This is a genomic window from Pseudomonas sp. SIMBA_067, assembly GCF_046534675.1.
Classification (GTDB): Bacteria; Pseudomonadota; Gammaproteobacteria; order Pseudomonadales; family Pseudomonadaceae; genus Aquipseudomonas; species Aquipseudomonas putida.
On sequence record NZ_JAWRYH010000001.1, the window covers coordinates 513,605 to 531,284 of the forward strand.

Genomic DNA, 17,680 nt, shown 5'->3' on the forward strand with positions numbered 1-17,680 from the left:
CTACATCCACCAGGCCAGCACCACCGGCAGCCAGGCGAACGAAAGCACCGTGGAACACATCACCAGGTTCGCCACCTGCTCTGGTTCACGGTTGGCTCGCACCGCCATCAGGTAGTTGAACACGGCCACCGGCATCGCCGACTGCACCACCAGCACCGCTCGCTCAAGGTTGTCCATGCCCACCGCCGCCCCCACTGCCCAGCCCATCGCAGCCCCCAGGCCAATGCGCAAACCGCCCAGCAACAGGCCGCTGCCCACGTGGCGCAGGCGAATGCTGGCCAGCGATACCCCTAGGGTCAGCAGCATCAGCGGGATGGTCATGCCGCCCAGCAGGTCTGCGGTGTTGGCCAGCCAGCGCGGCAGTTCGAAATCGAGAAAGATGATGGGCATGGCACCCGCCAGGCTGATGACGATCGGGTTGCGCAGCAGCGCCTTGAGCGAAGCCGCCGTGCCGGAAATGGCCATGCCGATGGTGAACTGCACGATCGACAGGGTCAGGAAAAACGCCACGGCCAGTGCCAGGCCGTGCTCACCGAAGGCGTACAGGCTGATCGGCAGGCCCATGTTGCCGGTGTTGGGGAACATGAACGCCGGCAGCAGTACTCGCCAATGCATGCCCGAAGCGCGACACACCAGCAAAGCGGCCAGGGCCATGCCCAAGGTGCACAGCAGGCAAGCCAAAGCCATGCTGGTGAAGGCATCCGGGTTCAGCTCGGTGCGGCTGAGGGTGGACAGCACCAGCGACGGGGTGCCAACAGTCATCACAACCCGGGCGATGAAGTCGGTGGGGTAGTCCAGGCCCTTGCGGGCCCAGGCATAGCCGATGCCGGCGACGATGAAAACCGGGGCCAGGACTGCGAACAGCGACGCGAACATGATGGGCCTTCCTTGGTGTGGGTTCAGTATTATGCAGCAGTCCGTGAGAGGGCCGGGGCCGCACAGGGGCCCCAAGATGTCTGCCCAAGACACTTTCATGTCGCCCTTGGACTGCGGCGTCTCGTCGCATACCCGTGCCCCTTGGGCAAAAGCTTCCAAGCCCGTAGAATCCCGCTTCCTTTTCGCCCGTCGCCTTGAACGGTGGCAACCCGCAGCAATGACAGAGTCCGTGCCTGAACACATGAACGCACATGTGAAATAGGCTCAACCTTCCCCGCCCGGCCCATTCCCAAAGGGGCCAGCGGTTGAGTCTTGCCCAGGTCGCATCCGTGTCGCCACTCGCCCCCTTGTCGGGTCGAGCCGGTGTGCGCGTCCGAGAAGGCGCTCATTCCGCTCATCCAACTAGAGGTTCGTATGTCTCCGCGTTTGCTGGCCATGGCGCTGGCGCCCCTGCTCGGGCTGTTCATCATTGCCCTGGGCAACGGCTTCATGTCTTCGCTGACCACCCTGCGCCTGGGCGCTGCCGGTGAATCGGCCACCACCATCGGTGTCGTCTCGTCGACCTACTTCATCGGCCTGACCCTGGGCGCCATCTTCAACGACCGGCTGATCTTGCGCATCGGCCATATCCGCGCCTATACAAGCTTTGCTTCGCTGATCGCCGCGACCATTCTGCTGCAGGGGCTGTTCTACGATGTCACCTGGTGGTCGGTGCTGCGCCTGATCAACGGCTGGGCAGCAGTCGGCGTATTCCTGGTGATCGAAAGCTGGCTGCTGCTGGCCGGTGACGCGAAAATCCGCGGCCGCCTGCTGGCGCTGTACATGATTGCCTTCTACGGCGCCGGGGTGATTGCCCAGGCAGGCCTGGGCGAAATCACCCAGCTTGGCGACACCGCACCCTTCATGCTGGCTGGCGTGCTGGCTGCCCTGTCGGTGCTGCCTATCGTGATCCTGCCGCGGGTATCGCCCCTGCTGGACCAGGTCGAACCCCTCAAACCCCGCCAATTGCTGGGTGTGGCGCCGTCTGGCCTGGTTGGCTGCTTCGGTTCGGGCGTGGCGATTGCCGGCATCTATGCCCTGCTGCCGTTGTACCTGCAGCGCATCGGCCTGGCGGTGGGCGAGGTCGGCAACATGATGGCCTGGGTGATCCTCGGCGCCATGCTGCTGCAATACCCGGTGGGCCGCTGGTCCGACCGCAAGGACCGTCAGGACGTCTTGATCGCCCTGGCCGCGCTGTGCGTGGTGCTTTCGCTGATCACGGTATTCCTGCCGTCGGACTCTTTCCTGCTACCGGCCATGCTGTTCCTGCTGGGTGGTGGCGTGTTCACGCTGTACCCGGTGGCAGTCAGCCACGCGGCCGACCGGGCGCCTTCCGATGCGCTGGTACCGATGATTCAAGGCTTGCTGCTGATCAACTCGCTGGGTTCGGCCATGGCGCCGGTGGCGATTTCGCCGATGATGACCGAGTTTGGCGAGGCCGGGTTGTTCTGGGCCTTTGCCGTGGTCAACCTGGCCATGGTGTGCTTCTTCATGTGGCGCCGTGGCAAGCGCCCGGCCGCAGAGCACCCGGCGCCGTTCACCGCCTCGACCACCTTCTCGCCAACCGGCGCCGAGCTGCGGGTCACCGAAGACCTGATGCATGCGGCGCAGGAGCATCCACCGCTGGAGCCGGCGGAAACCCCGGCGCCAGCACAGCGCTCAGAATCTCATTGATTCCAGGGCCGCTCTCACAGGCAATCGCATTTCCTTGTGGGAGCGGCCTTGCGTCGCGATTGGGCTGCAAAGCAGCCCCGAAAATGACCACCCGTCGCCCAGAAGGCACCCCGCCACCCGTCGCCAGCCAAACGAATGACAGATCATCCGCAAAGGAGCATTCCCATGATCCGCATTCGCCCGCTTTCGCTGTGCCTGGCGCTGGCCTTGACCAGCCTCACCGGCATCAGCTTCGCCGCCACCGACACCAACACCGACAGCCGTCCGCAAACCGACCAGTCTGGCGGCAAGACCGCCGGTGACGACAGCAGCGTCAACAGCCCTGGCAGTGGCCAGGACAACGACAGCAGCGACACCGGCAGCAACAGCGATGCCGCCGACGGGGCCAGTGGGGGTTCCAACAGCACGGGCGAGGCGACCGGCTCTGGGGCCGGGCACACCGGCGGCACCGCCGAGGACCAGGACAGCCACTAAGGCTCGCCACGGCTACACTGCGCCCCAAAGCCCTGCCAAGGATTCGTCATGAACGTCAAACCGTGGCTGCTCGCCGCCCTGCTGCCTTGCACGGCGTTGGCCAACAGCAGTAACCAAGGTGCGCTGTCGATCAGTTCCTCGTCGTTCACCGATGGTGGCGTGATTGCCCTGCAGCAGGTCGGCCCAGACCCGGCCTGCGGCGCCGGTGAAGAGCGCACCCCGCAACTGAGCTGGGAAAACCTGCCCGCAGGTACCCGGTCGCTCGCGCTGATCATGTTCGATCCGGACGGTGGCAAGGGTATTGGCGTGGTGCACTGGGTCGCCTACAACATCGACCCGGAACACGATGGGCTCAAGGAAGGCATGGCGGGGCTCAGTGGGCAATACGTGACTGTGGGGCGCAACTCGCGGGGCACCCTCAGCTACCGGGGCCCCTGCCCACCCGCTGGTGACAACCCGCACCATTACGCACTGACCCTGATCGCCACCGACCTGCCGTTGGGCACCTTGCCCGAAGGCCTGGACCGCAATGGCCTGCTGCAGTTGCTACAAGGCCACGCATTGGGGGCGCAGAGCCTGGTCGGTCGTTATGGTCATTGAACCAATCAGTACAAAAACAAATGATCGGCCCCATAGCATTTATCCATTGAATGGCCCGGTAAAACTGAAGTAAGCTCGGGCTCATTCACTGGAGAGCAACATGCCAAAACACACCCGCAACCACGCCAACCACACCGGTCGCAACCTGCGCCCTGTGCTGGCCGTTGCCGGCTGCGTGGCACCTGCCAGCTATTACTTTGGGTATTGGTTTAGCCACTAGGCGCCGATACCCACACGGCGCCCACCTTCGAGGGGCCGCCGAACATGAGAATACTCAAACCCCCGGTCGGCTCCCCGACCGGGGGTTTTGCTTTTCAGGCCTTTGAACAACACCGATTCACATTGAGGACAGATTCATGAACTACGCCACTTATTACTACGCAAACACCTCTGCCTGGCGATTTAGCCAATCCCGTTCGGGCCAGCCTGCCGCCTCCGATCGGTCCTCTACCGGTGGCAATGCAGCAGCCAATACGAATTCAACGATCTGTCGAACACCTCGATAGGGCCGACGACGCGGGCCTGAACCCGCCGTCCGCCCAGGGAAAAACGCCATGCAAGCTTCCAACCTCGCCCTGCCCCTGACCCAGCCGCAAGCAGCCAACACCACCGTCAGCAAGCGCCTGCCCAGCCCGCACCTGCTCAAGCAACAGATGCCACTGTCCAGTGAACTGGCCCAGCAAGTCCAGGCCCACCGCCAGGCCATCCGCAACATCCTCGAAGGCCGCGACGAGCGCCTGCTGGTCATCGTCGGCCCATGCTCGATCCACGACCCACGCTCGGCCCTGGAATACGCCGATCGCCTGGCCGCGCTCAGCCGCGAAGTGGATGACAAGCTGCTGCTGGTGATGCGCGCCTACGTCGAAAAACCGCGTACTACCGTGGGCTGGAAAGGCCTGGCCTACGACCCGCACCTTGATGGCAGCGACGACATGCACTCGGGTATCGCCTTGTCCCGCGGGCTGATGCTGAGCATGATCGAGCGGGGCCTGCCGGTTGCCACCGAGCTGCTGCAACCGATGGCCGCCGGCTACTTCGACGACCTGCTGGCCTGGGCCGCGATTGGCGCACGCACCACCGAATCGCAGATTCACCGCGAAATGGTCAGTGGCCTGGAGCTGCCGGTCGGTTTCAAGAACGGCACCGACGGCGGCATCACCATCGCCAGCGACGCCATGCGCAGCGCTGCCCACCCGCACCGCCACTTCGGCATGGATGCGCAGGGCCACCCGGCAATCATCGAAACCTTGGGCAACCCGGACACGCACCTGGTACTGCGCGGCGGCCACAAAGGCCCCAACTACGATGCCAACAGCATCGCCATGGCCCGCCAGGCACTGGCCAAGGTGGGGTTGCAGGCGCGGATCATGGTCGATTGCAGCCACGCCAACAGCGGCAAAGACCCGGCACGCCAGCCAGCGGTGTTCAACGAAGTGCTGGAACAACGCCTGGCCGGTGACCGCTCGATCGTTGGCGTGATGATAGAGGGGCACCTGTTCGACGGCTGCCAAGCGCTGGGCAAGGGGGCACTGAAATACGGCGTGTCGATCACCGACGGCTGCCTGGGCTGGGCCTCGACTGACACCCTGTTGCGTGAGGCGGCACAAAAACTGTAAGCCCAAGGTTGCGAGCCTGGCGAGACATACCCCAAGCAAGTGCGCTAGGCTTGCCTTTTTACCCCAAGGAGCAGTACCCATGGCCCGTGCAACCGCCCGCCACATCCTGGTCAGCAGCGAAGACAAGTGCAACGAACTGAAAGCCCAGATCGAAGCAGGCGCCGACTTCGCCGAAATCGCCAAAGCCAACTCCACCTGCCCGTCCAGCCGTCAGGGCGGTGACTTGGGCTCGTTCGGCCCAGGCCAGATGGTCAAGGAATTCGACACCGTGGTGTTCAGCGCCCCGGTCAACACTGTGCAAGGCCCGGTGAAGACCCAGTTCGGCTACCACCTGCTGGAAGTGACCAGCCGCCAGGACTAAGTCCTCGCAGCCGATGAAACTCCCTGTGGGAGCGGGCGTGCCCGCGAATGCGTCGGAGCAGTCAACGAGGTTGTCTGGTCTGGCCTATTCGCGGGCATGCCCGCTCCCACAGGGATTGTGTGGCCTGTTCCTGCTTAGTCTTGTCTTCAATACACAGGCGGCCCCAACCCACGCCCTCACCGTCTACGACGAAGCCCCCCGCTACACCCCCGACTTCCAGCATTTCGACTACGTAAACCCCGACGCCCCCAAAGGCGGCATCCTGCGCCGCTCGGCCATCGAGATCGGCCAGTTCGACCATATCCTGCCGTATATCGACAAGGGCATCGGTGTCAGCGAGGTCGACGGCCTGCTATACGCGCCACTGGCGGTCCGCTCGTTCGATGAACCCTACACCGTCTATGGCCTGATCGCCCGAAACATGGAGCGTGGCCCGGACGATGCCTGGCTGCGTTTCGAGATAGATCCGCGTGCCACCTTCGCCGATGGCAAACCCGTTCGCGCCGAGGACGTACGGTTTACCTTCGAGCTGTTGATGAGCAAGGGCAGCCTTAAATACCGCACCCAGTTCGCCGACGTGACCGGCGTCACCGTGGAAGGCCCGCAGCACGTGCGCTTCGACTTCAAGGCCGACCACGGCCGCACCCTGGCGCTGGACCTCGCCAGCCTGCCGGTGCTGCCCGAACATGACTGGCAGCAGCGCGACTTCGCCAATGGTGCCGGCTTCGACAAGCCGGTCGGCAGCGGGCCGTACCGCATCGGGCGCATCGACAACGGCCGCAGCATCACCTTCGAGCGCAACCCGACCTGGTGGGCGCGCAACCTGCCGGCCAGCCGTGGCCGCTACAATTTCGACCAGCTGCGCATCGAGTACTTCGGCGACACCGAAGTGGCGCGGCAGGTGCTCAAAGGCGGTGGCTACGACTATAACCGCGAGTTCTCCGCCACCGCCTACACCCTGGGCTACAACGGCGCGCAACTGGACGACGGCCGCCTGCAACGCGCCCACCTGGGCCCGGCCAAACCGCAGGTTGCCCAGGGTTTCGTGTTCAACCTCGACCAGCCGCAGTTCAAGGACCGCCGCGTGCGCCAGGCGCTGGGCATGCTGTGGGACTACGAGTGGAGCAACCGGCAGATGATGCGCAACCTGTACATCCGCCAGCAGAGCGTGTTCTCCAACACCCCGCTGGCAGCCCGCAAGCTGCCGGATGCCGGCGAACTCAAGCTGCTCGATCCGCTGCGTGGCAAAGTACCGGACGAAGTCTTCACCACCGTGTTTACCGCACCGGTCACCGATGGCTCGGGGGTTATCCGCAAGCAGCAGTTGCAGGCCCTGGCGCTGCTCGAACAAGCCGGCTGGCACCCCGAAGGTGACCGCCTGGTGAACAACCAGGGCACGCCGCTGGCATTCACCTTCCTCAACGGCCAGTCCGGCCTGGAGCGCCTGCTGCTGCCGTGGAAACGCAACCTGGCACAGATCGGCGTCACCTTGAACATTCGCAATGTCGATTCAGCCCAGTACGTCAACCGCCTGATGGCACGCGACTACGACATGATCGTCACCGGCTACCCGGTCACCCTGTCGCCCGGTGCCGAGCTGTACAACTATTTTGGCTCGGCAGCGGCCCACGACCCCGGCTCGAACAACCTGATGGTGTTGCAGGACCCGGCCGTGGACCAGCTGATCGACGGCCTGGTGCGCGCCGACACCCAGGCCGACATGCTGCAGCACGCCCATGCCCTGGACCGGGTGCTGCAATGGAACTATTACTGGATCCCCAACTATTACCCGCCGGGCAGCTCCACCGTCTGGTGGAACCGTTTCGGCCTGCCCAAAGTCCAGGCCGCCTTTGACGAAGGCCTGGACACCTGGTGGGAGGTTAGCCCCACCCCGTTGACCAACGCGCAAATGGCCGAACGCCGGAAGACCTCGCCATGACCACCTATATCCTGCGCCGCCTGTTGTTGATCATCCCGACGCTGCTTGCGATCCTGCTGGTGAATTTCGCCATCGTCCAGGCCGCCCCGGGTGGCCCGGTGGAACAGGCCGTGGCGCGGCTGCAAGGCCTGGGTGGCGGCGCACCCGGCGCCCGGGCGGAAGTGGTGCACAGCGAGTCGCGGGCAGCCCGCGGCCTGGACCCGAAACTGATCGAAGAGATCAAGCGCCAGTACGGCTTTGACAAGTCCGCCCCCGAACGCCTGTGGTTGATGCTCGGCCAGTATGCCCGCCTGGACTTTGGCAGCAGTTTCTTCCGTGGTGCCAAAGTCACCGACCTGATCCTCGACAAGTTACCGGTCACCCTGTCGCTGGGCTTCTGGGCCACCCTGATCACCTACCTGGTATCGATCCCGCTGGGTATCCGCAAGGCGGTGCGCCACGGCAGCCGTTTCGATGCCTGGAGCAGCGCACTGATCGTGATCGGCTACGCCCTGCCCTCGTTCCTGTTCGCCTTGCTGCTGATCGTGCTGTTCGCCGGCGGCACCTCGCTCAACTGGTTCCCGGTACGTGGCCTGGTCTCGGAAAACTTCGACGAACTCAGCCTGGTGGGCAAGGTGGCCGACTACTTCTGGCACCTGGTGCTGCCGGTCGGGGCCTTGGTGATTGGCGGTTTCGCAACCCTTACGTTGCTGACCAAAAACGCCTTCCTCGACGAGATTTCCCGCCAGTACGTGGTCACCGCCCGCGCCAAAGGCTTGAGTGAGCGCCGGGTGCTGTACGGCCATGTGCTGCGCAATGCCATGCTGCTGGTGGTGGCCGGGTTACCGCAGGCACTGATCACGGTGTTTTTCGCCGGTTCGTTGCTGATCGAGGTGATCTTCTCCCTCGATGGCCTGGGCCGCCTGAGCTACGAGGCCGCCGTGTCGCGAGATTACCCGGTGGTGTTCGGCACCCTGTTCATCTTCACCCTGGCAGGCCTGTTGATCCGCCTGATCGGTGACCTGTCGTACACCCTGCTCGACCCGCGTATCGACTTCGACACGAGGGCGCACTGATGCTTTCGCCCGTCTCGCGCCGCCGCCTGCAACGCTTTCGCCGCAACCGCCTCGGCTGGGTCTCGCTGTGGCTGTTCGCCGGCCTTCTGCTGTTGTGCTTGTGCGCTGAGCTGGTGGCCAACGACAAGCCGCTGCTGTTGGGCTACAAGGGCGACCTGTACGTACCGGCGCTCAAGCGCTACACCGAACAGGAATTCGGCGGCCAGCTGCCATTCCAGCCCGACTATCGCAGTGCCTATGTACAGCAATTGATCGCAGGCCAGGGCGGCTGGATGCTGTTCGCGCCCATCCCGTTCAGCGCCGACACCCCCAACTACGACTTGCTGGTACCCACCCCCAGCCCGCCCAGCGCGAGCAACTGGCTAGGCACCGACGACCAGGGCCGCGATGTGCTGGCTCGGGTGCTGTATGGCACGCGGGTATCGCTGCTGTTTGCCTTTGCACTGACCGTGGTCAGCGTGTTTATCGGCGTAGTGGCCGGCGCGTTGCAGGGCTACCACGGCGGCTGGGTGGACCTGCTCGGGCAACGCCTGCTGGAGGTGTGGTCGGGGTTGCCGGTGCTGTACCTGCTGATCATTCTCAGCGGTTTTGTCGAGCCGGATTTCTGGTGGCTGCTGGGCATCATGGCGCTATTCTCCTGGCTTGCCCTGGTCGATGTCGTGCGCGCCGAGTTCCTGCGTGGGCGCAACCTGGAGTACGTGAAAGCCGCTCGCGCGCTGGGGTTGCCGGACAGCCAGGTGATGCTGCGGCATATCTTGCCCAATGCCATGAACGCCACGCTGACCTATGTACCGTTCATGCTGACCGGGGCAATCACCACCCTGACTGCACTGGATTTTCTCGGTTTCGGCATGCCGGCCGGGAGTGCCTCGCTGGGTGAGCTGGTGACCCAGGGCAAGCAACATCTGGAAGCGCCGTGGCTGGGCTTTACGGCGTTTTTTGCGCTGGCGGTGATCTTGTCATTGCTGGTGTTTATCGGGGATGGCTTGCGCGAAGCGTTTGATCCCCGAGGATGAATTTTCACGCTCGGCTTTTACATGACAAGGAGCTTTGCATGACCCTCACAGGCAAGACTGCACTCGTCACCGGTTCCACCAGCGGCATCGGCCTGGGTATCGCCCAGGTGCTGGCCCGCGCTGGCGCCAATATCGTGCTCAACGGCTTTGGCGACCCGGCACCGGCCATTGCCGACATCGCCCGCCATGGCGTGAAGGTGGTTCACCACCCGGCCGACCTGTCGGACGTGGCCCAGATTGAAGCGCTGTTCGCCCTGGCCGAGCGCGAATTCGGTGGCGTCGACATCCTGGTCAACAACGCCGGCATCCAGCATGTAGCGCCGGTGGAGCAGTTCCCGCTGGAAAGCTGGGACAAGATCATTGCCCTGAACCTGTCAGCCGTGTTCCATGGCACGCGCCTGGCCCTGCCGGGCATGCGCACGCGCAACTGGGGGCGCATCATCAACATTGCCTCGGTGCATGGCCTGGTCGGCTCGACCGGCAAGGCGGCCTACGTGGCAGCCAAGCATGGTGTGATCGGCCTGACCAAGGTGGTAGGGCTGGAAACCGCGACCAGCAATGTCACCTGCAACGCCATCTGCCCCGGCTGGGTGCTGACCCCGCTGGTGCAAAAGCAGATCGACGATCGTGCTGCCAACGGTGGCGATCTGCTGCAAGCACAGCATGATCTGCTGGCCGAAAAGCAACCGTCGCTGGCGTTTGTCACCCCCGAGCACCTGGGTGAACTGGTACTATTCCTGTGCAGCGAGGCCGCAAGCCAGGTTCGCGGCGCCGCCTGGAACGTCGATGGTGGCTGGTTGGCCCAGTGACGGGCAGCCTGGGCCTGGCGGCGGGTTCGCATTCGTTTATCTGCAAGGAGGCCCTATGCGCCCTACCCCGATGACCGCAATTCTGGCCCTCACCCTGGCTGCCGCCACGCCTGTGATGGCGGCCAGCCTGAAGGACGTCGCGCCTTACCCCGCAGCGGAAAAAGGCTTTACCCGGCAGGTTATCCACCTGCCGGCACAGGCCGATGAATCGGCCTACAAACTGGAAATCCTCGCCGGCAAGACGTTGCAGGTCGACTGCAATCGCCAGCGCCTGGGCGGCAGCCTGGAAGAACGCACCCTGGAAGGCTGGGGTTACAACTACTACCGCCTGGACAAAGTCAGCGGCCCGGCCAGCACCCTGATGGCCTGCCCGGATGGCAAGAAGACCAAGGCCTTCGTGCCGGTAATCGGTGACGGCTTCATGCTGCGCTACAACAGCAAGCTGCCGGTGGTGGTGTATGTGCCCAAGGATGTCGAGGTGCGCTACCGCATCTGGTCGGCGTCGCAGGACGTGCAAAAGGCCAAAGCAGAGTAATACCGCGGTCCCTGCAGGAGCGGCCTTGTGCCGCTCCTACAAGGCGAATCTATCAGGCATAATGCGCCCCTTTTTTCGCGCCCGAAGCACAGGTACCTCATGAAAGCCCAAGCCCGCCACATCCTGGTCAAGACCGCTGACGAAGCCGAAAAGCTCAAACAGCGCATCGCCAACGGCGAGGCTTTCGACGTGCTCGCCAAAAAGTTTTCTATCTGCCCTTCGGGCAAGCGCGGCGGCGACCTGGGCGAAGTCCGCCCGGGCCAGATGGTCGGCGCTATCGACCAGGTAATTTTCAAGAAACCTTTGCGTGTGGTGCACGGGCCGATCAAGAGCAAGTTCGGCTACCACCTGGTGCAAACGTTCTACCGCGATTGATGGCAGCGGGCCACCTGACATTTTTGCCAGTTGTCCCGTCACCTTCCATTGCATACAACTCCGGCAGGGCCGAAGCCGTCCTGCTGGCGTCGCTTCAGGTAGTGGACCCTTGAATGGACCCGGAGACCTGCCTATGCGATGCCCCCGCCTGCTGCTGCCCATCCCCCTGCTGGCACTGCCATTACTGGCTCATTCCCAATCCCTGACGGTTACCCCCGGTGAGACCCTTGGCGCCCTCGTGCAAACCGATGCCGCTGATGAGTTCACCCTCAGCGGCGGAACGGTCCAGTCATTGCAACAAGGCAATGGCCAAGACACCTTCACCATGTCTGGCGGCACACTAGGGTCATTGAACCAAGGTGGTGACATGGACACGTTCACCATGACCGGCGGCACCATCACGGGCGCTTTTGAAGATGGTGACACGGCGTGGTTCAAAGGCGGCAGCATTGGCCGAATCGATCTCAAGCTCGCTGACAACTTCCTCGAGATTTCCCAAGGGCTCGGTGTCGAAACCGTTGTTGTTGGCAACGTGGTCAGCGGGCTTGGCAACGACACGATCATCATGACGGGCGGCACCATCGGCGGTGATATCAGTACCAGTAGCGGCGTTGACAAGATAACCATCAGCGGCGGCACGCTCAAAGGCGAAATACGCACTGGCAACGGCAAGGATGAATTTACCTGGACGGGTGGCCAGATCCGTAAACGGGTCATCATGGAGAATGACGATGACACCGCCATCGTCCGCGCCCTCGACCTGGGCAACTCTGCCGTTAGCCTGGACGGCGGTACCGGCACGGACACACTGACATTCGAGCAGAGTCAGGTCGGCCAAGGTGCGTCGTACATAAACTGGGAGTCCATCAACCTCCAGCAAGGCAGCCGGCTCACCCTCAACGACACCCTTACACTGGGAGACTTGGGCAGCGATCAGCCACGCGTGATCCCGGCCACTGGGACCGGGACCCTGCAAATCGATGCAAGCAGCACGCTGAACAGCCGTCAGGGCAGCATCGTCAGCATCCAGAGTGACAGCAAGGTATCGGTAGTCAACGCCGGCACCATCGACCTGAGTCGTGGCAACGACGCTCAAGGCCGCCTGACCGTTCAGGGCGATTACACCGGTAACAACGGCACACTGCGCCTGAATAGCGTGCTGGCAGGCGATGGCGCTGCCTCCGACCGCCTGGTGGTCAGCCGTGGCGCCATTAGCGGCTCCACGCAATTGCTCGTCAACAACCTCAATGGCGCGGGTGCAGCAACTGCACAGAACGGCATCCAGGTTGTCGAAGCCCGTGACGGCGCCACCAGCACGGCCACTGCATTCGTGCAGACGCAAACGCTATCGGTGGGTGCCTATGACTACCGGTTGTTCAAAGGTGGTGTAACCGCTGGCAGCGAAAACAGCTGGTACCTGCGCTCGACGCTGGTCGCGCTACCCGCTCCAGCACCTGTACCCGAGCCCGAACAACCCACACAACCTTCACAGCCGGGCGAGCCACCTGTGATAGCACCGGCCCAGATACCACCTGTTGCCGCACCGGCACCTGGCCAGGTTGACCTGCCCGCCCCCGTGCAAGGCGAAAGCCTGCCGCTGTATCGCCCGGAGGTGCCGGTTTACGCTGCCGCTCCAAGAGGCGCTGCGATTATCGCCCGCCAGGCCCTGGGCACCTTCCATCAACGCCAGGGCGACCAACAGTTGCTCAAAGGCGAAGGCGCCCTGCCTGCCAGTTGGGGGCAGGCCTACGGCGGCACCCTGCGCCAGCAATGGAGCGGTACGGTCAGCCCGAGCCTGGATGGCGACCTGTACGGTTTCAAGGTGGGCCAGGACCTGTATGCCAAGGTCGGCGACAACGGTTACCGTCAGCATGTCGGTATCTACGTCAGCCACAGCCGCCTGGACGCCGACGTCAAAGGTTTCGCCCTGGCCGAGCAAGATCGCAGCGTGGGTGACCTGAAACTCGATGGCGACAGCGTCGGCACTTACTGGACGCTGGTCGGGCCACAAGGCGCGTATCTGGATGCAGTGTTGCAGTACACCCGTCTAGATGGACGTGCCCGCTCGCACCGCGGCGACAAGCTGGACATCGATGGCCACGCCTGGACGGCGTCGCTGGAATCCGGCTACCCCATCGCCCTGTCCGAACGCTGGACGCTGGAGCCGCAAGCCCAGCTGATTGCACAAAAAGTCTCGCTCGACAGCGCAAACGATAGTGTCTCGCACATCAGCCATGACGCTCAGGTCGAGCTTACCGGGCGCTTGGGTGTGCGCCTGGAAGGTGCGTTCACGGGAAGCAGCGGGCGCCTGCTGCAGCCCTATGCGCAGGTTAACCTGTGGCACGACGACGGTGGCCGCGACACCTTGACCTTCGATGGCGTCGACAAGGTCAAGACCGACTACCGCTATACCTCAGTGCAACTGGAAAGCGGCGTGGTGGCGCAGGTCAGCGAAGCGCTGAGCCTGCATGGCGGCGTGCAGTACACCGCCAACCTGGACAGCCGCCAGCAGGAAGCCAGCGGCGTCAACCTGGGGGTGCGCTGGCAGTTCTAGCGGCGCGCCGCCAGCAAGCCGAGGCCGGCGCAGCCCAGCAGGGAGGCGCTGACCCGGTTGAACACGCGGCGCGGGCCAGGCTGGCTGAACCAGCGCTGCATGTAGGCGCCCAGGCCTGCATAGAGGGCAATGGCCGCCCATTCCAACAGCAGGAACAACACCCCTAGCCAAAGAAACTGCTCGCTCACCGGGGTGGCGCTGCCGACCGTAACGAACTGCGGCAGGAATGCGGTGAAGATCAGGATGGCCTTGGGGTTGCCTAACGCAGGGAAATATATATTTCAAATCACTACATTGCCCATCTCGGAAGGCCGGCCGTAAACCGAATCCATTGCGCTTAATGGCTTAACCGTTATAGTGTATATACATACAGTGTAGCGAGTAGTGACCATGACGGCCGACATCATTACCTTCCCGGTACCGAACAAAGCTGAAGAGATCCCCAAAGAGATTGAAGAATTTTTCGCCGACCTTCCGTTAGGTTTCCGTTCAGAACATTGCGGGCCTTCACGCCTAGCCCTTGGGTGGAGTGTAGAAGCACTGGCATTTCGGTCCGGCGTTTCACCAGACTCGATCCGCAGAGTTGAGCTTGGAGAAGAGCTGCGGCGCGTCACAATGCAGGCATTAGCTTTTGCGCTTGAAGCGGAAGGGCTCATTTTCTTCCCTGGGCACCCTCCCCTGCGTTCCGACGACTGCCGAGGCGCGACACCTGATCCCAAAACCAGAGGCGACTACCATTTGATCGAATAATGGAGCGATCAGTGGCTAAGCGGGCCAACCGGATTTGAACTTAGGTCTTCGGCCCGCCTTTTTCAGCGCTCAACTTTGCACGATACCAGCGCCGCAGCTGCACTGAGATTAATAAGCGGGATAGGGATTTGAACCCGCCCGTGATACGCGGCAGGCCGCTTTAGGCCCGAAAACGCTGTGCGCGATGGAGTACAAGGAGGCTGGGTGCGCCCTGATGCGGCCCCGATTCTGCCCTAAATTTGCCCTAAACCAGCCTACCTTCTCCTACCCATTCGCTTATTTTATACTGGCTGAATGTACAGTGCATGGACAAAACCGTTATGACCTCTCATGCCCCTGATCAAAAGCCGCTTCGCCTCAACCTCGACGAAGATCAAATCGAAATAGTCGCGTCGCTCGTAGATCACCTACCGCTCAGCTTTGCTGGCAGTCATTGCAGGCCCGCTCGCGAGTTGCTGGGCTGGAATATCGAAGAGCTCAGTGCAAGATCCGGGGTATCCTCACAGGCCATCCAGCAGCTTGAATACGAGGCAAATCTCAATACAGTCAGCATGCAGGCGCTAGCATTTACGTTTGAGTCTGAGGGCCTATTGTTCTTCCCTGGCCATCCTCCACTCAGGGGAGAGAACTGTCGCGGGTCTACGAAAGATCCGCGAACCCGCCAAGACTACTATCTACTACAGTAGCCCTACCCCAGTTCTCGTACCTTGTGGCTAACTGGCTGGCGGCACGTTACTACTACCGGCATCTCATCAGAATCTATACTCTCCCTCCCCCTCATCAATTAGGATTACAATTAGCTCTGGTCGTCCGACCTGACAATAGAGCATCGTCTCTAATAGGGGCTTACCTTCAGTTACCAGCCTGGAGAGCTCCTCTGGCGGGAGCCCGCTGCATTGGGACGCCGACGTCAATAGTTTTCCATACCACTCCTCATCCAATCTATTTATATCCATATTGGCTTGCCGATGGAGGGTCATGTACTGCTCCTCCGAAATAATGCTGTTCTCATCTCGGAACATTTTCAAAACATCAGTCGTAAATGACATACGAAAGAGCCCAGTCATAAAAGTCCGCCATGATATCGCATTGGACTTCAGGCCCTTAAGAACTGGAAGGAACGAGTGTATTCGATAGAGGAGCCTTGCCATAAATACTGACGAGTCCCGGGCATCCACTGGCAGAAATGTGCCTACAACACTCCTAGCTCCGGATCGGAGTAAACCATTAGCTACACTTGCATGGGATCCACCAATGGCTGACGTTGAGCATGCGCTTAGTAGCGCTATAGGTGGAACCCTCGCTTTCCCCGCCAATGTCCAAGTATCTAATTTTTCTTTTCCTATCTTCAGCCAACCGGCCTTATTGTTACCGTCATGACCACCGTGACAATCAAAAATCACCAGAGCTTTGTCGAAGCCATTCAACGCATCAATAACTTGCTGAACAGTTCTGACGTCCACAAATGTGACTTTTATTTTATCTTGAACCTTGAAAAGTTCAATTCCCACCTGCAAGAAATGCCGGATTGGATCATTCGGCTCAAACGACCGTATAACCAATACTTCATGCAAGAATCCTTCGGGGATATAAAGCGGCCCACCAGTCATTGATGACTGGAGAAAAAGATTACCTGGAGTCATAGGAATTTTTGACACCTCATGACTAATCATGAGCGGCAAGTTACTCAGGTACACCCACTCGAGCGGTATATCACTACAAATCTTTAGACTATCAACCTCGCCAGACAAGAAATCCCCAAAAGCTCCGCTCCAGTGCTCTTTGAGATCATTATTCAGCTCCCTGAAACGCTTCTGCAAAAGCAAATCCGACCGCTCATCTCTTGACTGATAGATACGTTCAATTTCTTTAAATTTTGCAAAGTTAAGGTTGACCGAATTCGGTAGACGAATCACAGGTAGGCTTTCAGCTGCAGCTAAATTTGCGACTGTGAAATTAGTTATCAGAAGCTCCAGCTGCCGCTGGGTCAAAACTATTGACACGGCGGGATCGTTATAAGGACTATCATGTTCAGAAATATTTCCATAGGAGTTCTCAATCGAAATATTTGAGAACCAAATATTTCTAATTAGACCCTTCTTAATAAAGTCCCTATGCCAAGCCAACTTAACCTTTCGAAGCACCTGATTCCAGAAGTGCTGATTAATGTTATACATCGGACCATAAATAGCCGGAACATACACAACAGCTTCTTGCCGTAATTTTCGCTCAGGATTCGTGACATCGACAACGTACTTTGCAGTTTCGACTATTGCCTCTAGATATGATTCGGGATTAGATGCTTCCAGCGACGCTATTCTTTCAGGCGCGAACCCAAGACTCGCCATCACCACCTCATTAGCGATTGTTACGCCCGAAGCTCGAAACGGCATTGGTGAAACATTGTCATAAGGCAAACGTAGTTTTGGGACTTTTTTGCTAAGAGCGTCACCTCCGACACGGGAAGCAAGCATACAAACTGAATTGTACAAAGCCGCATCGAGCTTATTACACGGCGGCACATCTGGAAGGGTGTTAATATTAACCACTCCCTCCATGCAGCAATCCGAAATAATCATGAGACTTACATCATCAGAAAATGCAATCTCCTTCAGCTTAGGCAGCACCTCACCCAAACACATAACCACATTAATTCCGGACTCAACAATCTCACCTAGCGTCTCTAAAACTTGCTCACCTATCGTAGCAACATGCAAACCTGCGTGACAGGATCTTTGTTGCAGAAAAGTTTTATGATCAAGGAAAAGCTCTGAGGTATCATGCGGCAAATATGCAGCAAGCATTAACAACTTCAGGAATCGACTTTCACCGATTGTAGAGCTGAACCCTTGGAGCAAGGTAGTACTATCACTATGCGGTACTACCAACCAGTAGTTGATCGATGCCACTTTCCCCTCCACCCCTCAATTGACAATTGATCGTCCTTTGCGGTTAAACACAGCCGCAAGAATGGCTTTCAATATCATGGCCAAGTGCCCTCAGCAAG

The 17,680-nt window shown here is 60.6% G+C and carries 15 protein-coding genes and 1 pseudogene; 13 read left to right on the top strand and 3 right to left on the bottom strand.

The features are described 5' to 3' along the window. On the bottom strand, positions 1-876 hold the full coding sequence (locus SB765_RS02380) for an AEC family transporter (protein WP_410930837.1): 876 nt from the start codon (positions 874-876) through the stop codon (positions 1-3). A 414-nt stretch (positions 877-1,290) separates the two neighbouring features. Between SB765_RS02380 and SB765_RS02385 the strand changes: the two genes are divergently transcribed. From SB765_RS02385 to SB765_RS02440, 12 genes are all read left to right on the top strand, one after another. Further along, positions 1,291-2,589 (top strand): MFS transporter, encoded by a 1,299-nt coding sequence (locus tag SB765_RS02385; RefSeq protein ID WP_341798767.1) that lies wholly within the window; start codon positions 1,291-1,293, stop codon positions 2,587-2,589. 165 nt (positions 2,590-2,754) lie between these two features. Further along, entirely contained in the window at positions 2,755-3,063 is a 309-nt protein-coding gene (locus SB765_RS02390) for a hypothetical protein (RefSeq protein WP_059395338.1), read from the top strand. Between the two features lie 48 nt (positions 3,064-3,111). Further along, positions 3,112-3,663 (top strand): YbhB/YbcL family Raf kinase inhibitor-like protein, encoded by a 552-nt coding sequence (locus SB765_RS02395; RefSeq protein ID WP_016499507.1) that lies wholly within the window; start codon positions 3,112-3,114, stop codon positions 3,661-3,663. A gap of 554 nt (positions 3,664-4,217) precedes the next feature. Beyond that, a complete protein-coding gene (locus tag SB765_RS02400) occupies positions 4,218-5,279 on the top strand; it encodes a 3-deoxy-7-phosphoheptulonate synthase (RefSeq protein WP_341798765.1) in 1,062 nt (353 codons plus the stop codon). A gap of 79 nt (positions 5,280-5,358) precedes the next feature. Then, on the top strand, positions 5,359-5,640 hold the full coding sequence (locus SB765_RS02405; protein ID WP_003248318.1) for a peptidylprolyl isomerase: 282 nt from the start codon (positions 5,359-5,361) through the stop codon (positions 5,638-5,640). A 13-nt stretch (positions 5,641-5,653) separates the two neighbouring features. Continuing rightward, complete coding sequence (locus SB765_RS02410) at positions 5,654-7,579, top strand: extracellular solute-binding protein (protein WP_410930838.1); 1,926 nt, start codon at positions 5,654-5,656, stop codon at positions 7,577-7,579. After that, on the top strand, positions 7,576-8,634 hold the full coding sequence (locus tag SB765_RS02415) for a microcin C ABC transporter permease YejB (protein ID WP_341798763.1): 1,059 nt from the start codon (positions 7,576-7,578) through the stop codon (positions 8,632-8,634). The genes SB765_RS02410 and SB765_RS02415 overlap by 4 nt, the downstream gene beginning before the upstream one ends. Continuing rightward, positions 8,634-9,650, top strand: a complete 1,017-nt coding sequence (locus SB765_RS02420) for an ABC transporter permease (RefSeq protein ID WP_410930839.1) — start codon at positions 8,634-8,636, stop codon at positions 9,648-9,650. The genes SB765_RS02415 and SB765_RS02420 overlap by 1 nt, the downstream gene beginning before the upstream one ends. A 38-nt stretch (positions 9,651-9,688) precedes the next feature. Further along, positions 9,689-10,459 carry a 3-hydroxybutyrate dehydrogenase gene (gene hbdH / locus SB765_RS02425; protein ID WP_410930840.1) on the top strand — a complete coding sequence of 257 codons (771 nt, stop codon included), beginning with the start codon at positions 9,689-9,691 and terminating at the stop codon, positions 10,457-10,459. 55 nt (positions 10,460-10,514) lie between these two features. Then, positions 10,515-10,994: a serine protease inhibitor ecotin gene (gene eco, locus SB765_RS02430; protein WP_341798760.1), complete on the top strand. Its 480-nt coding sequence runs from the start codon at positions 10,515-10,517 to the stop codon at positions 10,992-10,994. A gap of 99 nt (positions 10,995-11,093) precedes the next feature. Further along, entirely contained in the window at positions 11,094-11,369 is a 276-nt protein-coding gene (locus SB765_RS02435; protein WP_016499499.1) for a peptidylprolyl isomerase, read from the top strand. Positions 11,370-11,502: 133 nt separating this feature from the next. Next, entirely contained in the window at positions 11,503-13,923 is a 2,421-nt protein-coding gene (locus SB765_RS02440; RefSeq protein ID WP_410930841.1) for an autotransporter outer membrane beta-barrel domain-containing protein, read from the top strand. Here the strand turns inward: SB765_RS02440 and SB765_RS02445 are convergent. Then, positions 13,920-14,198, bottom strand: a pseudogene (locus SB765_RS02445) (LysE family transporter); the annotation flags it as partial. The gene SB765_RS02440 and the pseudogene SB765_RS02445 sit on opposite strands and share 4 nt — an antisense overlap. A 115-nt stretch (positions 14,199-14,313) precedes the next feature. Between SB765_RS02445 and SB765_RS02450 the strand changes: the two are divergent. Next, positions 14,314-14,673, top strand: a complete 360-nt coding sequence (locus SB765_RS02450; RefSeq protein ID WP_410930842.1) for a helix-turn-helix domain-containing protein — start codon at positions 14,314-14,316, stop codon at positions 14,671-14,673. A 752-nt stretch (positions 14,674-15,425) separates the two neighbouring features. Here SB765_RS02450 and SB765_RS02455 read toward each other — a convergent pair. Next, a complete protein-coding gene (locus SB765_RS02455) occupies positions 15,426-17,582 on the bottom strand; it encodes a CHAT domain-containing protein (protein WP_410930843.1) in 2,157 nt (718 codons plus the stop codon). Positions 17,583-17,680 lie beyond the last annotated feature (98 nt).

What these genes read in the sequence shown, in the direction of transcription:
- SB765_RS02380 (WP_410930837.1), bottom strand. Translation starts at nt 876, where the DNA reads ATGTTCGCGTCGCTGTTCGCAGTCCTGGCCCCGGTTTTCATCGTCGCC.
- SB765_RS02385 (WP_341798767.1), top strand. Translation starts at nt 1,291, where the DNA reads ATGTCTCCGCGTTTGCTGGCCATGGCGCTGGCGCCCCTGCTCGGGCTG.
- SB765_RS02390 (WP_059395338.1), top strand. Translation starts at nt 2,755, where the DNA reads ATGATCCGCATTCGCCCGCTTTCGCTGTGCCTGGCGCTGGCCTTGACC.
- SB765_RS02395 (WP_016499507.1), top strand. Translation starts at nt 3,112, where the DNA reads ATGAACGTCAAACCGTGGCTGCTCGCCGCCCTGCTGCCTTGCACGGCG.
- SB765_RS02400 (WP_341798765.1), top strand. Translation starts at nt 4,218, where the DNA reads ATGCAAGCTTCCAACCTCGCCCTGCCCCTGACCCAGCCGCAAGCAGCC.
- SB765_RS02405 (WP_003248318.1), top strand. Translation starts at nt 5,359, where the DNA reads ATGGCCCGTGCAACCGCCCGCCACATCCTGGTCAGCAGCGAAGACAAG.
- SB765_RS02410 (WP_410930838.1), top strand. Translation starts at nt 5,654, where the DNA reads ATGAAACTCCCTGTGGGAGCGGGCGTGCCCGCGAATGCGTCGGAGCAG.
- SB765_RS02415 (WP_341798763.1), top strand. Translation starts at nt 7,576, where the DNA reads ATGACCACCTATATCCTGCGCCGCCTGTTGTTGATCATCCCGACGCTG.
- SB765_RS02420 (WP_410930839.1), top strand. Translation starts at nt 8,634, where the DNA reads ATGCTTTCGCCCGTCTCGCGCCGCCGCCTGCAACGCTTTCGCCGCAAC.
- hbdH (WP_410930840.1), top strand. Translation starts at nt 9,689, where the DNA reads ATGACCCTCACAGGCAAGACTGCACTCGTCACCGGTTCCACCAGCGGC.
- eco (WP_341798760.1), top strand. Translation starts at nt 10,515, where the DNA reads ATGCGCCCTACCCCGATGACCGCAATTCTGGCCCTCACCCTGGCTGCC.
- SB765_RS02435 (WP_016499499.1), top strand. Translation starts at nt 11,094, where the DNA reads ATGAAAGCCCAAGCCCGCCACATCCTGGTCAAGACCGCTGACGAAGCC.
- SB765_RS02440 (WP_410930841.1), top strand. Translation starts at nt 11,503, where the DNA reads ATGCGATGCCCCCGCCTGCTGCTGCCCATCCCCCTGCTGGCACTGCCA.
- SB765_RS02450 (WP_410930842.1), top strand. Translation starts at nt 14,314, where the DNA reads ATGACGGCCGACATCATTACCTTCCCGGTACCGAACAAAGCTGAAGAG.